The organism is Flavobacterium sp. NKUCC04_CG (assembly GCF_019345525.1).
Classification (GTDB): Bacteria; Bacteroidota; Bacteroidia; order Flavobacteriales; family Flavobacteriaceae; genus Flavobacterium.
Genome location: NZ_JAHKRA010000023.1, coordinates 1 through 14,263, shown reverse-complemented (window position 1 = coordinate 14,263; position 14,263 = coordinate 1). Strand labels below are relative to the sequence as shown.

At 36.0% G+C, this 14,263-nt stretch carries 18 protein-coding genes and 1 pseudogene; 9 read left to right on the top strand and 10 right to left on the bottom strand.

The annotated features are described in order from the left end of the window. Positions 1–9: 9 nt before the first annotated feature. The 10 genes from KO524_RS14050 to pdxA all read right to left on the bottom strand — a co-directional run bounded on the left by KO524_RS14050 (position 10) and on the right by pdxA (position 6,980). Positions 10–531 carry an NADH-quinone oxidoreductase subunit C gene (locus KO524_RS14050; RefSeq protein WP_219294867.1) on the bottom strand — a complete coding sequence of 174 codons (522 nt, stop codon included), beginning with the start codon at positions 529–531 and terminating at the stop codon, positions 10–12. 1 nt (position 532) lies between these two features. Then, positions 533–1,084, bottom strand: coding sequence for an NADH-quinone oxidoreductase subunit B (locus KO524_RS14045; RefSeq protein ID WP_219294866.1), 552 nt, complete (start codon positions 1,082–1,084; stop codon positions 533–535). Between the two features lie 12 nt (positions 1,085–1,096). After that, positions 1,097–1,462, bottom strand: a complete 366-nt coding sequence (locus tag KO524_RS14040) for an NADH-quinone oxidoreductase subunit A (RefSeq protein WP_219294865.1) — start codon at positions 1,460–1,462, stop codon at positions 1,097–1,099. 202 nt (positions 1,463–1,664) lie between these two features. Continuing rightward, complete coding sequence (locus KO524_RS14035; protein WP_219294864.1) at positions 1,665–1,865, bottom strand: cold-shock protein; 201 nt, start codon at positions 1,863–1,865, stop codon at positions 1,665–1,667. A gap of 135 nt (positions 1,866–2,000) precedes the next feature. Continuing rightward, positions 2,001–3,350, bottom strand: a complete 1,350-nt coding sequence (gene accC / locus KO524_RS14030) for an acetyl-CoA carboxylase biotin carboxylase subunit (RefSeq protein ID WP_219294863.1) — start codon at positions 3,348–3,350, stop codon at positions 2,001–2,003. Positions 3,351–3,421: 71 nt separating this feature from the next. Continuing rightward, positions 3,422–3,922: an acetyl-CoA carboxylase biotin carboxyl carrier protein gene (gene accB, locus KO524_RS14025; protein ID WP_219294862.1), complete on the bottom strand. Its 501-nt coding sequence runs from the start codon at positions 3,920–3,922 to the stop codon at positions 3,422–3,424. Positions 3,923–3,948: 26 nt separating this feature from the next. Then, positions 3,949–4,944: a beta-ketoacyl-ACP synthase III gene (locus KO524_RS14020; protein ID WP_219294861.1), complete on the bottom strand. Its 996-nt coding sequence runs from the start codon at positions 4,942–4,944 to the stop codon at positions 3,949–3,951. 159 nt (positions 4,945–5,103) lie between these two features. Continuing rightward, positions 5,104–5,298 (bottom strand): 50S ribosomal protein L32, encoded by a 195-nt coding sequence (rpmF, locus tag KO524_RS14015; protein ID WP_219294860.1) that lies wholly within the window; start codon positions 5,296–5,298, stop codon positions 5,104–5,106. A gap of 9 nt (positions 5,299–5,307) precedes the next feature. Then, positions 5,308–5,859: a DUF177 domain-containing protein gene (locus tag KO524_RS14010; RefSeq protein ID WP_219294859.1), complete on the bottom strand. Its 552-nt coding sequence runs from the start codon at positions 5,857–5,859 to the stop codon at positions 5,308–5,310. Between the two features lie 56 nt (positions 5,860–5,915). Then, the gene (gene pdxA, locus KO524_RS14005) at positions 5,916–6,980 is read right to left on the bottom strand and encodes a 4-hydroxythreonine-4-phosphate dehydrogenase PdxA (RefSeq protein WP_219294858.1); all 1,065 of its coding nucleotides are present in this window, start codon (positions 6,978–6,980) and stop codon (positions 5,916–5,918) included. A gap of 58 nt (positions 6,981–7,038) precedes the next feature. Here pdxA and KO524_RS14000 point away from each other — a divergent pair, with 58 nt between their 5' ends. The 9 genes and pseudogenes from KO524_RS14000 to KO524_RS13960 all read left to right on the top strand — a co-directional run. Further along, positions 7,039–7,626, top strand: a complete 588-nt coding sequence (locus KO524_RS14000; RefSeq protein ID WP_219294857.1) for a riboflavin synthase — start codon at positions 7,039–7,041, stop codon at positions 7,624–7,626. Between the two features lie 174 nt (positions 7,627–7,800). Next, on the top strand, positions 7,801–8,523 hold the full coding sequence (locus tag KO524_RS13995; RefSeq protein ID WP_219294856.1) for a DUF1266 domain-containing protein: 723 nt from the start codon (positions 7,801–7,803) through the stop codon (positions 8,521–8,523). 101 nt (positions 8,524–8,624) lie between these two features. Further along, the gene (locus KO524_RS13990) at positions 8,625–9,203 is read left to right on the top strand and encodes an RNA polymerase sigma factor (protein WP_219294855.1); all 579 of its coding nucleotides are present in this window, start codon (positions 8,625–8,627) and stop codon (positions 9,201–9,203) included. A gap of 2 nt (positions 9,204–9,205) precedes the next feature. Next, positions 9,206–9,421: a hypothetical protein gene (locus KO524_RS13985; RefSeq protein ID WP_219294854.1), complete on the top strand. Its 216-nt coding sequence runs from the start codon at positions 9,206–9,208 to the stop codon at positions 9,419–9,421. Beyond that, positions 9,414–10,253, top strand: coding sequence for a hypothetical protein (locus tag KO524_RS13980; RefSeq protein ID WP_219294853.1), 840 nt, complete (start codon positions 9,414–9,416; stop codon positions 10,251–10,253). The genes KO524_RS13985 and KO524_RS13980 overlap by 8 nt, the downstream gene beginning before the upstream one ends. 440 nt (positions 10,254–10,693) lie before the next feature. After that, positions 10,694–11,530, top strand: coding sequence for a hypothetical protein (locus tag KO524_RS13975; protein ID WP_219294852.1), 837 nt, complete (start codon positions 10,694–10,696; stop codon positions 11,528–11,530). A gap of 1 nt (position 11,531) precedes the next feature. Then, positions 11,532–12,365 carry a hypothetical protein gene (locus KO524_RS13970; RefSeq protein WP_219294851.1) on the top strand — a complete coding sequence of 278 codons (834 nt, stop codon included), beginning with the start codon at positions 11,532–11,534 and terminating at the stop codon, positions 12,363–12,365. 18 nt (positions 12,366–12,383) lie between these two features. Beyond that, positions 12,384–13,205, top strand: coding sequence for a hypothetical protein (locus KO524_RS13965; protein ID WP_219294850.1), 822 nt, complete (start codon positions 12,384–12,386; stop codon positions 13,203–13,205). A gap of 353 nt (positions 13,206–13,558) precedes the next feature. Further along, positions 13,559–14,263: pseudogene (locus tag KO524_RS13960) on the top strand (hypothetical protein); the annotation flags it as partial.

Below are 14,263 nucleotides of genomic sequence, written 5' to 3'. Positions count from 1 at the left end.
AGGTTTCTATTAACAGTTGTGTACAGTTCTTCCGAAGAATCGATCGTCTTTGTCGGTTCTTCCTCCGTCTTCTAAAGGAAATTCTTTTCTCAATGGAAAAGAGACCATTTCATCCATATTTAAAATACGTTTTAATTGCGGATGGTTTTTAAATATAATACCGTAGAAATCGTAGGTTTCTCTTTCTTGCCAATTGGCACTTAGAAATAAATCGGAAACCGTGTTTACTACGGGATTTTTTATGCTTAAATAGGTTTTAATTCGAATGCGTACATTATCGAGCCAATTGTGCATATGATATACGACAGCCAATTGCCTGTCTTCGGTATAATCGGGATAGTGAATACCACAAACATCAGTTAAGAAGTTAAAGCGTAAAGTCTCATTATCTTTTAAAAAGGCAATTACTTCATGCAAAGCATCTGGTGCAACTTCAAAAGTAAAAATATCGTGTTGCTGATAAAATTCAGTAACCGATAGTCCGAAGTTTTCAATCAACATATTTTGAATAACAGCAGTCTCTAAAGCCATTTTATTTGATTTTATAAGAATTTAATAAATCGGTATATTCTTCCGAACTTCTTCTTCTAACGGATTCCGATTTTACAATATCTTGTAATTTCAAAATTCCGTCTAATATTTGTTCCGGTCGAGGAGGACATCCAGGTACATAAACGTCAACAGGAATTACTTTATCTATCCCTTGTAATACGGAATACGTATCAAATATACCTCCTGATGAAGCACAAGCTCCAACGGCAATAACCCATTTGGGTTCGGCCATTTGTTCGTAAACCTGCCTTAATATCGGAGCCATTTTTTTGGCAATGGTTCCCATAACTAACAACATATCTGCCTGTCTAGGAGAGAAACTCATACGTTCCGATCCAAAACGAGCCACATCGTAGTGAGCAGCCATTGTTGCCATAAACTCAATACCACAACAAGAAGTAGCAAAGGGTAGCGGCCACATTGAATTGGCACGAGCTAGTCCTACAACGGTGTCTAGTTTGGTAGCAAAGAATCCTTCTCCAGCATAACCATCTGGTGCATCGGCCATTTTATATTTAGATTTATCGTCCATAACTGTTGTGGTTTAGTCCCATTCGAGACCTTTTTTCTTAAATTCATACAACAGGCCAATGATTAACAAGAACATAAATATTCCCATCTTCCAAAAACCTTCCCAGCCCATCTCCTGAAAATTTACTGCCCATGGGTATAGAAATATCACTTCAACATCAAATAAGACAAAGAGTATGGCTACAAGAAAATATTTTACATTAAAAGGAATTCTCGCGTTTCCTACAGATTCAATTCCACATTCAAAGTTAATATCTTTGTTTTGTGATTTTCTTTTTGGGCCTAAAAGCCCTGATACGTATACGGTTAATACAACAAATCCGGCTGCTAAACCTAGCTGCATTAAAATCGGTATAAAATCGAGTTGGGTTGATTGCATAAAAATAGGCATTTTTAATATAAATTACACAAATATACTGTGAAGGGGGATTATATCAAATTATATAGAGATAGTCTTCTGCTTTTCGGCAGCAGTTAAGCTAATAAATAATTAGACTAATTATAAATAATAAATTTATTATATAAAAAAACCGCTCTTTAAGTAAGAACGGTTTTGTAAGCAAATGGAAAATAATATATAATTAATCTTCTATTACCTCTACTTGTGCGGCTACTTTGCCTTTTCTTCCTTCTTCTTCAACATAAGAAACGCGGAAACCTTCTTGAAGTTCACTTCCGTTTAATCCAGTAGCATGTACAAAAATATCATTCCCTGTTTGGTCGTCTGTGATGAATCCGTAACCCTTTTCTTCGTTGAAGAATTTAACTTTGCCTGTTCGCATTTTAAAAAAAAAAATATTAATAATGCTCAAAGATATTATAATTATCGACATCTACAATTTTTAAGATAAAAAATGTAGGTTTTTTTTAAGGTGATTTTAGAGCAAAAAAAAACCGCTGTTTTAGCGGTTTTAATCTTAGTCTTGTAGGGGTTTCATAGTGAAATCTTCCATAAATGCTGTGGTGTAATTACCGGCAACATAATTGGGATCATCCATCAATTGTCTATGAAAGGGTATAGTAGTTTTAATACCTTCTATTACAAATTCGTCTAAGGCGCGTTTCATTTTATTAATCGCCTCTTCTCTCGTTTGAGCTGTGGTGATTAATTTTGCGATCATAGAGTCGTAATTTGGTGGAATGGTATAGCCAGAATATACGTGAGTATCTAGGCGAACTCCGTGGCCTCCTGGGGCGTGTAAAGTGGTGATTTTACCCGGTGAAGGTCTAAAACCATTATAAGGGTCTTCTGCATTGATACGACATTCGATAGAATGCAATTGCGGAAGGTAATTCTTTCCTGAAATAGGTACTCCAGCAGCAACGAGTATTTGCTCGCGAATCAAATCGTAATCGATTACTTGCTCTGTGATAGGGTGTTCTACTTGGATACGAGTATTCATTTCCATAAAGTAGAAGTTACGGTGTTTGTCTACCAAAAATTCTATAGTACCGGCACCTTCATATTTGATGAATTCAGCGGCTTTAACAGCTGCTTCTCCCATTTTTTCACGAAGTTCATCGGTCATAAAAGGGGATGGTGTTTCTTCGGTTAACTTTTGGTGTCTTCTTTGAATAGAACAATCGCGTTCTGATAAGTGACATGCTTTTCCGTAAGAATCTCCGATGATTTGGATTTCGATATGTCTTGGTTCTTCAATCAGTTTTTCCATATACATACCGTCGTTTCCGAAAGCAGCAAGTGCTTCTTGACGCGCATCTTCCCAACCTTTTTGAAGGTCTTCTTCTTTCCAGATAGCTCTCATTCCTTTACCTCCACCACCAGCGGTGGCTTTGATCATAACGGGATATCCGGTTTCTTTGGCAATAGTTCTAGCATCCTCTAAGCTTTCAATGATTCCATCAGAACCGGGAACCGTTGGAACACCAGCTAATTTCATGGTAGCTTTAGCGCTTGATTTATCGCCCATTTTGTCTATCATATCTGGTGAAGCTCCGATAAATTTGATACCGTGTTCTTCACAGATTCTTGAAAATTTAGCATTTTCAGAAAGAAATCCGTAACCAGGATGAATAGCATCTGCATTGGTGATTTCAGCCGCTGCAATAATATTCGATATTTTTAAATAAGATAAGTTGCTTGGAGGTGGTCCTATACAAACCGCTTCATCAGCAAATCTTACGTGTAAACTTTCGGCATCTGCAGTGGAATAGACCGCTACGGTTTTAATACCCATCTCGCGACATGTTCTAATGATTCTTAGAGCAATTTCACCTCGGTTTGCGATTAATATTTTTTTAAACATCTTTTGAAATTTTTAATTTTACTTGGGGTTAAATCCTTGTTCTAAAGGTTTTTAGAAATGATTTAAATTTCTTAAGATGGATCAACTAAGAATAATGGTTGATCAAATTCTACTGGTGAAGCATCGTCAACCAATACTTTTACAATCTTACCTGAAACTTCAGATTCGATTTCGTTGAAAAGTTTCATAGCCTCAATCACACAAACCACATCTCCGGTTTTAATAGTTGTTCCTACTTCTGCAAAAGCGGGTTTATCCGGTGATGGTTTTCTGTAGAATGTACCGATAATTGGCGATTTTACAGTGATGTATTTAGAGTCTTGATCAGCAATTTTTGCAGCTTCTGTAGCAGCAGCTACTTCTGGTGAAGGGGCTGTTGGTGTTGTCGGTTGTGCAGCAGTAGCTTGTGGAAGAGCAGAGTTAACCGGAACTTGTTGGATATAAGTGGTTTCTGTGCTTCCTGCGTCTGTTGTTTTGATGGTGATTTTAAAATCATCCATTTCTAATTTTACTTCAGTAGCACCTGATTTTGCTACGAATTTAATTAAGTTTTGAATTTCTTTAATGTCCATACTTTGGGTATTGGTTAGTTGTTTGTTTATTTGCTATAAGCCCACTTGAGGTAAATTGCTCCCCAAGTAAATCCTCCGCCAAATGACGCGAATATGATGTTGTCACCTTTTTTTAATTGATTTTCAAAGTCGCAAAGCAACAACGGCAATGTTGCGGAAGTAGTGTTTCCATACTTCTCAATATTGACTAATACTTTGGATTCGTCTAACTTCATTCGATGTGCGGTAGCGTCAATAATGCGTTTGTTTGCTTGATGAGCCGCTAGCCAATTAACGTCGTTATGTGTTAGGTTGTTGCGTTCCATGATTTTTTCACTAACGTCGGCCATATTGGACACGGCATATTTGAACACGGTTTTGCCGTCTTGAAATACATAGTGTTGTTTGTTGGCAACGGTTTGTGCTGATGCGGGCAGTATAGAGCCGCCTGCTTCAATTTTTAAAAAATCTCTTCCTACGGCATCACTTTTTAATATTTCGTCTTGTAAGCCGTAGCCTTCATGGTTGGGTTCAAAGAGAACTGCTCCGGCTGCGTCACCAAATATAATACAAGTGGCACGGTCGGTATAATCTATAATGGAAGACATTTTGTCGCTTCCAATAAGTAAAACTTTTTTGTATTTTCCAGATTCGATATACGAAGAGGCAACTGACATACCGTATAAAAAACTTGAACAGGCCGCTTGAAGGTCGAAAGCAAAAGCATTTGTTGCGCCTATTTGCGTGGCTACAAAAACAGCAGTGCTGGCGACGGGCATGTCTGCAGTAGCAGTGGCTACAATAACCAAATCGATTTCCTTAGGGTCTAATCCCTTTTTTTCAATGAGGTTTTCAGAGGCTTTAATAGCCATATAAGAAGAGCCTTTTCCTTCTCCTTTGAGAATTCGTCTTTCTTTTATTCCAGTTCTTGTTGTGATCCATTCATCGTTGGTATCTACCATTTTCTCTAACTCTTTGTTAGTAAGTATATATTCTGGTAAATAACATCCAACGGCTGTAATGGCAGCGTTTATTTTTGTCATATGGGGGTGCTTTGTATTAAAAACATTCCAAAAAGTGGTGGAAATTACAAAAAAAAATTGAAAGCAGCTGTTAATTTAAAGCCGGAATGGTTTGGCGGTTTTAAATAACAAAAAAAACTCTCACACATTGTGAGAGTTTTCCCTTGTTTTTCTTGGTAATTATGCTACAGCTACGGCCTTGTCAACGACAACTTGCCCTCTGTAATATAATTTTCCTTCATGCCAGTAAGCTCTGTGGTAAAGGTGAGCTTCACCTGTTATTGGACATGTAGCAATTTGAGGAGCAACCGCTTTATAATGCGTTCTTCTTTTATCTCTTCTTGTTTTCGAGGTTTTTCTCTTAGGATGTGCCATCTTACTGTATTATTTATCCGTTAATAGTTTTTTTAATTGATCCCATCTAGGATCAGTATCATTCTCTTTGTTACTTTCAATTTCTTCGTGCGCTTCTTCCTTTTCTGTGCTGTAACCTAAATAGTTCAATGCTTCAGAATCTAAACTCCCGTCTAATACCCCAGGGTGAACCCTTTTATGAGGAATAGATAAGGCAATCATTTCATAAACATATTGAGCCACATCTATTTTGTGTTCATTAAAAGGAATTACAACGTATTTGTCGTGATCCTCATTAAATTTCTCTCCAAATTTAACAATGATCTCTAATTTTCCTTTCAAGGGCATGTCAAAATCTTGAGCTGTAACGTCACATGGAACATTTACAGAGCCTTCAAACGAGAAGGAGAACTCAAGATGTGTGCTTTTCTTATTTAAAAGAACGACAACGTCTGCTTTAATATCGTTGAAATCATCAGAATTATAAAGTTCAAAGAACGATTTATCTATTTGATTTTCAAACTGGTGTTTTCCTAATTTTAATCCTATAAAAGGAATTAAGAACTGTTTTTCATTAGTCATGAGAACATGATTTGAGCGTGCAAAGATATAAAATAATTGTAATTACAAGCAGGTTATCAATATTTTTTTGATGTAAATTCTTTTTGACGGCTAACTAAGGGCTCATTAATGAGTTCCGCATTGTTTTTCCTGTTGTTATAAACATCTATCGCCAAATAAACAGCTTCTCTAAATGAGGTAGGGTCTGCCAAACCTTTTCCTGCAATTTCATAAGCAGTTCCGTGATCGGGCGAAGTTCTTATTTTATTCAATCCTGCTGTATAATTGACACCCGAACCAAAGGACAAGGTTTTAAAAGGGGTTAATCCCTGGTCGTGGTAGCAAGCGAGTACGGCATCGAAGTTTTCATATTGATTGGAACCAAAGAAGCTGTCTGCGGAAAACGGCCCTGTAACCAAAATACCTTCGGCAAATAATTTTTTAATTGTGGGACTCATTATTTTAATCTCCTCATGCCCAATTACTCCGTTGTCGCCGCTGTGGGGATTTAATCCCAATAGGGCAATTCTTGGCTTTAAGATGTTAAAATCTTCTTTTAAGCTTTTGTTTAGGGTTTTTACTTTGCGAATTATTAAATCCGCTGTAATCTCTTTGGAAACGTCTTTTATGGGGATGTGATCGGTTAATAAACCGATTCTTAATTGGTCGCTAATCATTAACATCATGGCATCTCCTTCCAATTCTTGATTGAGGTAATCCGTGTGTCCCGGGTGTTTAAAATCCTCGTCTTGAATGTTGTATTTGTTGATTGGTGCAGTAACCAATATGTCTATTAAACCCTCCTTTAAAGCTGCTGTAGCTTCTGTAAAAGACTTGATGGCATATTTCCCTATTGTGGAATCGTTGGTGCCAAAATTTACATTAACGGTTTCTTTCCAGAGGTTTAGTACGTTGATTTTTCCTTTTACAGCTTGGTCTAACTTGTCAATACCGTGTATTACTGCATTGTTGCCTAAAATCTTTTTTATAAATGAAAAAGGTTTAGAATTGGCAAAAATTACAGGAGTACACAATTCGAGCATTCTATTGTCCTCGAAAGTTTTAAGGATGACTTCGCTTCCGATTCCGTTCATGTCGCCTATTGAAATGCCGAGCTTTATATTTTCTTCTTGATGGTTCATAATAAGCTGTAATTTATTGCTAATTTTGTAAGCAAATTTAATGAAAATAAATCGAGTTATGTTTACAGGAATTGTGGAATCCATCGGAAGGATTGAAAATATAGAAAAAGAAGGAGAAAATCTGCATATTACTATAGGGTCGCCTTTGGCTATAGAATTGAAAATTGATCAAAGCGTTTCTCATAATGGTATTTGTTTAACCGTGGTAGCTGTGACCGATTCGACTTATACAGTTACCGGTATTAAGGAGACTATTGGAAAGACATCGATGGGCCAGTGGAAACTTGGTGATCGTGTTAATTTAGAACGGGCTATGATATTGGGAACTCGTTTAGATGGTCATTTGGTTCAAGGTCATGTCGATCAAACGGCGCGCTGTATATCGATGGAAGATTCGGAAGGCAGCATTTATTTTGGGTTTGAATACGACGAAAAACAATCGAATATAACGATTGAAAAAGGTTCGATTACCGTTGATGGGACTAGTTTAACCGTGGTTGACTCGGGTATAAATACCTTTAAAGTAGCCATCATACCTTATACGCTGGAGCACACTTTATTTGGAACTTATAAAATAGGTACCGTGGTAAATTTGGAGTTTGATGTTATCGGTAAGTATGTTGCAAAGATGTTGTCCATGCGTTAATTGTTACAGTTGAAACCCGGCTGGTTTTTGTTTTTTGAACCGTAAAGAATTTTGTAGTGGCGAAATAAAAGCTTTTTTTGAGCTAGTTATGCTCTATTTTTTTGCTGGTTTTTTGTATTACTGTGTGAAATAACCTATTTTTACTAGGTTGTGTAATCAAAAAAATCAAATATTATGGAATATACTCAAGAAACTTCAGGATGGAAAGACGATTTCTATCGTAAATATAGATTGAATACTGTTCCAGAGCACCTGCTTATAATAGGGAGTTTTTTAATAGAGGCCAATCACAAAAGCGATAGCAGTACCTTAAGATCGCGCTTAGATCTTCAAAGGATTGAAAACATACTCAATCAAGCTTGGTGCGTGGTGAATTCTAAAAACGCCAAACAATTGATTGAAAGTTTGTTAAGCTTGCCCAGTGTGCATAATTTTAAAGATATAGCTGAAACCGTACTTGTTCAGAAGAAATCACATCCCCAACACCCCGTTGCGTCGACATTATTGGGCGAACAAGCCAAATTATATCACTTTATAGACGACAAGTGTGAGTCCCGCTTTTTTGATTGCGGCTATTCATTCAACGAGCCTGCATACCACCGAATTACCAATATTGCCAGTTGGGATATTGAGAGAGTAGGGCTGATTATCAGATACGCTTTTACAATAGGTTGGCTCACAGAAGAAGAAGCGGTAAATTATCTTAAAAAAGCCTATGCCGTTGCAGAACTAAATTATTCTAATTGGTGCCAATATTTTATTGGTTATCTAAAGGGAAGAGCTTTGTTGTTTGATAATTCCGTGGAGGAATCGAGCAATTATATCTTGGTATTAAATGATATTCTTCAACAACCCGAGATCTATTTTCATCATTATCCGCTAACGCAGAAGAATTGATTTTAAGCGATTTAATTTAGATTCATTATAAAATACTCCGATCATGTGACTTTTTCAAAATGATGTGTCTAAATACTATTTGACCATTAGATAACGTAGTTATGGAGTTAGATTCACTAAGACATATTAATCTGGACGATGAGCAGCTAGTAGCTTTAATCATTAGGACAGAAGACGCTACCTATTTTGGTGTTTTATATGATCGATATTCAGATTTGGTTTATAATAAATGCAGGAGTTTTGTTGGTTCAGATGCTGTGGCTCAAGATTTAACACACGATATATTTATACAGCTTTATGTTAAATTATATACCTTCAGAGGGGATTCAAAGTTTTCTACATGGCTGTTTTCTTTTACATATAACCATTGTGTTAATTTTTATAATCGCGATTTAAAAAAGAAAAATCTAGAAACGGATTTGATAGATGATTATAATTACAGTATTCCAGAAGGTGAAAGCGACATCGCAGATGAAGAAATTCTGGCAATGAATGCTGAAAAACTTAGGCAAGCCTTAAAAATTGCAGAACCTAGCGAAAAAATAATATTGTTAATGAAGTACCAAGATGACATGTCTATAAAAACCATTGCGGAGCAAGTAGGAATTGGAGAGAGCGCCGTGAAAATGAGACTACATAGAGCAAAGAAAAGGGTTTTAGAAATCTATAATTCGTTGTAATAATGGAAAATCCTTTTAAAAAAATTTTATATGACGAAAAGTTACCTGAAGTCATAAGAGATCGGGTTACCGACAATATTGCACTTATAAAATTGTCTTTAGAAGTGGCGGAATTGTTTACCATAAAGTTACCTAATGTTATGGCAACCTTGATTAAGGACAATCATATCACAACCACAAATGCTAAAGATAAATTTAACCAAGCTAAAGATGAATAGTTTTGCTCAGATATTTAATATTGAAGATTCCTCGCAATTTATTAATTCCCTATTGAATAGCTTAGCTAGCGGAGCATTGAAAGTATTGGTTATTTTAATATACGCGCTTTTGAGTTGGTGGTGTATTCGACTTCTTTCTTTTTTAATAAAAAGATTGCTGATTTTTAGTAAAATAGAGCGATTACAACAGCATTTAAGTAAAAGCGATTTTTGGAATAGATCTAAAATTAAGTTGGATTTGGTATTGATTATTGATGCTTTTATTAAAGTTTTCTTGGTTTTAATTTTTATTGTTGTCGGGGCAGATTTGTTTGGGTTAGAAATAGTATCTGCGCAAATAGGAATCTTTGTTTCGTTAATGCCGCAATTCTTTATTTCCGTCATAATTTTTGTTTCCGGGCTTTACTTAGCATTGTGGGTAAAAAAGGCATTGATGAACTTCTTTGGTGTAATTGGTTTTAAAGGAGCAAAAATCATCGGAAAGATGGTCTTCTATGTATTGTTTTTGTTTTTTACAATTATTGCTCTTAATCAAGCGGGAATCAACACGGATATAATTACCCATAATATCTCCATTATTATGGGGGGTATTTTTATAACTATAGCTCTGTCTTTAGGATTGGGGTCTAAAGAAATGGTCACACTGTTGTTGTATTCTTTTTATACGCGTAAAAACTTACGTGTAGGTATGCGTATTCGAATTGAACAAATGGAGGGGGTTATAGTGTCTATTGATAATATCTACCTTTGTTTACTTGTCCATAATCATAAAATATTAATGCCAATAAAAAAAGTTTCTTCAAGTACTATAGAATTTTTAGATAATCAATAAGCAGCTGGAAATAGCTTGGTTATAGATTTCTGGTTTTAGTTGCTGAAATGGGATTTTCCGTTTTTGGATTTTTAATAAAAAAAGCTGCTTTCAAAATTGAAAGCAGCTTTTTTTTGTCAAATCAAAATCATTCGTATAGTTTTTTTAAGCTGGATAGTTCAAAGTATTTCAACTAATGTAAAAATTAGTTGATACCGTTGAGAAATTGAAAAGCGGTGTGATAACAGCGGTTATATATTTGTGTGTACAATAAATTTACCAGTTCGCAGACAATAGTTTGTGTAGAAATGTGACTTTTCTTAGTAAAAGTGTCTAAAATATTGTAGGCACAAAGTTGATAGTCGTTTTTCTACAGTTCAATTTTTTTGCTATTTCGGCAAAATTGGAAACAAACAATCGATTTGTGGTGCTCTATTTGCATTAATCATTAGCAGTTTCAGATGAAGAAGATTATTTTTTTATTGCTGTTTGGAATTCCGTTGCATTCATTTTCTCAAACAGGATTAAATACAAAAAAACCCATAGCTACCGTTGAAATTTTAAAGGGCTCAAACGTTTCTCCAGAAAATGGAGTTTTGATGCCTCGTACTACAGGAAGTGATTTAGCGGAAAATGACGCGCTATATAGTCAAAATCAAAATGGCACAATGATTTACGTAACTTCAGCAGTTCCTGCGGAAATGGTTACTCCCAAGACCATAGAAGTCACTCAGAAAGGATTTTATGTTTATCACGATGAACCTTACCAGCAATGGAAACCTACCATTAGTGGAAAATCAGCCATGACAGCAGCTAAGGTTTTTGTGATTATAAATAGTGCTGCTACTAGATTGATGGCCTCAGCTACGGAAGTTATTAGATGGAATGCAGATTTTGATGGTGTCAATAAGAATTTAATTGCGTTGAGAAATAATGGAACTGAAATCGTTTTACCTCCATACCGGACTTTAAAGATTCAGGGAATGATTCCAGTTGGATATGGAGCTGGTAGCGACGCTCAGCGAAAAATTGCTTCTAGCTTAAGAAGTGAATTTATAGTTGTTAATCCCGATTCAACAGTTCAAGTGTATGAATCTAGTCAGGGGTTTGCTCGGTCATCCAATTATAATGCATCCAATGCGGGCGGGTCAACTCCTGCCATGATTATAATTTATACTGGGGTATCGGGAGCCATAATAAAAACTAATGCTACAAGGGAAGGGAATTTGCGGACCAATATAGCTGGAGGACCCGCACACAATACTATTGGGTCTTACTTAATAATAGAAGAAATATAATATGAAAAATACAGCTTTATTATTTGTGTTTTTAGTGTTGGGGCCGTTTTATGGGCAAACTGGAATAAACGAGCATGAACCTAAAGTATCCTTGCATATCAATAAACAAGAAGGGACTCAGGAAGCCGTTGGGGTACTTTTTCCCCGAATGCCGGCTAGGGAGTTGGCTGGTGTTGTAGGTTCGGAATATGACGGCGTTTTGATATATGTGACAGAAGCAGCGCAGAATCCAAATGGTGTCTTAAGAGAAGTCATCAGAAGGGGGTATTACTATTATGACAGTCGTCAAGGAATTTGGAGCCCGTTGGGAAAGCGCTATACCAATATTATTGAAGACGATGAATTGATATTCGCAAAAATTTCAAGAAGTGGCGATTTTAACCTGAATTATCCATCAAATAACAACAGTGCCAATTTTGTAAATAATTACTTAACCTGGCATCAAATTGAGGGAACACCAGCTTCAAATAACCTTCGAATTGATGCCGATCAAACTACCCTAAGATTTCCTAAAGGGCATTTGTTTAAAATCACTGCCATGATCAGTATAGTTGGAGCCAGAAGACCGGGATATGTTGTAACCCGATTTGAATCCCAGACTACGGCACCTTTAGCGGTTTCTTCATGGGGATATCTCGAAACGGGTAATGAGGCCTACCAAGATGGAGGGGTGGTTTATGCAACTACTGTAATCAATACACATAGTCAGGCAATGGCTATTAGGTTAAATGCACCAGTTTACGGGCATTCTTTTGGGAATAGAAATTTAGTTTTAGCAGGTTCGGAAAATCAGGATGCGTATTATTATACCCATCTTATCGTAGAAGAGTTATAGTGAATATGATTTTTAATTATGAGAAATATATATATAGTAATACTGTTGTTTTCAATAGGAGGGTATTCCCAAAAAATAGGCGTAAACACTAAGGAATCTAAGGTTGTTTTAGAGATTGCTGATAATGCCGATTCGACTATACCTAATGGTTTAAAAGTTCCTCAGATTTCAGGAGTAGAATTGATGGGAAAAGAGGAATTATATACAGCGAATCATGATGGAATTATGGTTTTTGTAGTTAAGCCTTTAGGACAAACGGGCCTCAGTAGAAAGACAGAAGCAGTTACTGAACAGGGGTATTACTACTACGACGGTATAGAGGAAAAGTGGGAAAAATTAGATAGATACACCAATATCGTTGCGGAAAAGGTTATCGCTCAAGTCAATAGACCGCTTAGTCAACAACGAGTTCTTAGTTCGGGAACGGCAGTCAGTTGGAACGATGTTTCTACAGCGAGTAGATTTCATAACGATGTCTCTCTAGAAGGAAGTGATCAGTCGATTTTGGTCTTAGGACCTGGAAAGTCATATAAAATATCAGCCATAGTTGGTATAGGTATCTCTTCCTCTCCAACCTATCTCAAAACACAGTTTAAACTTGCTGAAGTTCCTTCCGGTAGTGCAAAAATGTATTTAAGTAGTCCGGGAACCGTACAGTCAAGCTCTGTAAATACCGTTAAAGGAACTGGAACTTATCCGGTGTGTTATGTTTATTCCGGACAACACGGCATTAAATTAATTTTAGAAGCAAAAGGACCTGCCGACAATACGACAACCTATATCGCTGGTAAACCAGTTGGACAGCACGAAGGTACTCTGCTTTCTATACAGGAGCTTTAAAAGTGGTTCTTTATATATGATACTGTATTATTGAGGTAATTCTGTTTTCTCAATAATGCAGTATTTGTTTTATATACAATTCCCCAAGCATTTTTTATGTTAAGTTTTTTTAAGAAATATTGAATGGAAACGACAGAAAGGGATGTTGTAAACCCCTATTATTTTTCTTAAAAGATGGGTTAATAAAAAATGTTTTTTACTATTTTATTATGTTTCGTTTTGATTTTATTGAGTAAACTTTGGTAAAAAAAATATGTTAAAATGTTAATTTCATATATTTTTTATGAAAAATGTATGTGACTTTTTTTTGATGTAGTGTCCAAATGTACAGAAAGAATTTAAATATAGAAATTATGAAAAAAAGATTACTTTCAGTAGTTTTCTTAATGGGTATTATAGCAACGGGATATTCTCAAGTGGGTATCGGAACGCAAATGCCTAATGAATCATCTCAGTTGGAGATAGTGGCTTCGAATAAAGGGATTTTAATACCGAGAGTTTCCCTTATAAGTACTGTAGATCAAACTACAATTAGTGCTGGAAATATTAATAGTTTATTGGTGTTTAATACAAATGCGGTATTAGGTGCTGGATATTACTATTGGATGGATGGTAAATGGTTAAGGATTGTTAATGTAGAAGACATGGCGTCTATGCCTACTCAAAATACAGTCAATGTAAGGCTGTCAGTTGACCAGTTGGATAGTAAATTGGTATTGGAAGATAGTGAAGGTAATAAGGTACAAGTGCTTTTAAGTGAGATTTTTAATAATCAGGAATTTGTTACGGCTATTACGAACACGCACTTGGATCAGATTTTCAACAATCAAAACGTGATCAATAAAATCATCAACAACCTCAGTGGTACTTATGGCAACGTGGTGTATAACAGCACGACCAATAAATTCCAATATTACAACGAAACTGGTGTTTTGACAGATGTTGACTGGAGCAGTTTAAATACGACCAACCAATCGTTTGCTGTAGTAGGGTCGAATTTGGTGATAACAGACACCGCCGGTGATACGGTAGCTGTTGCTTTAAAGGCTATTTTTGAT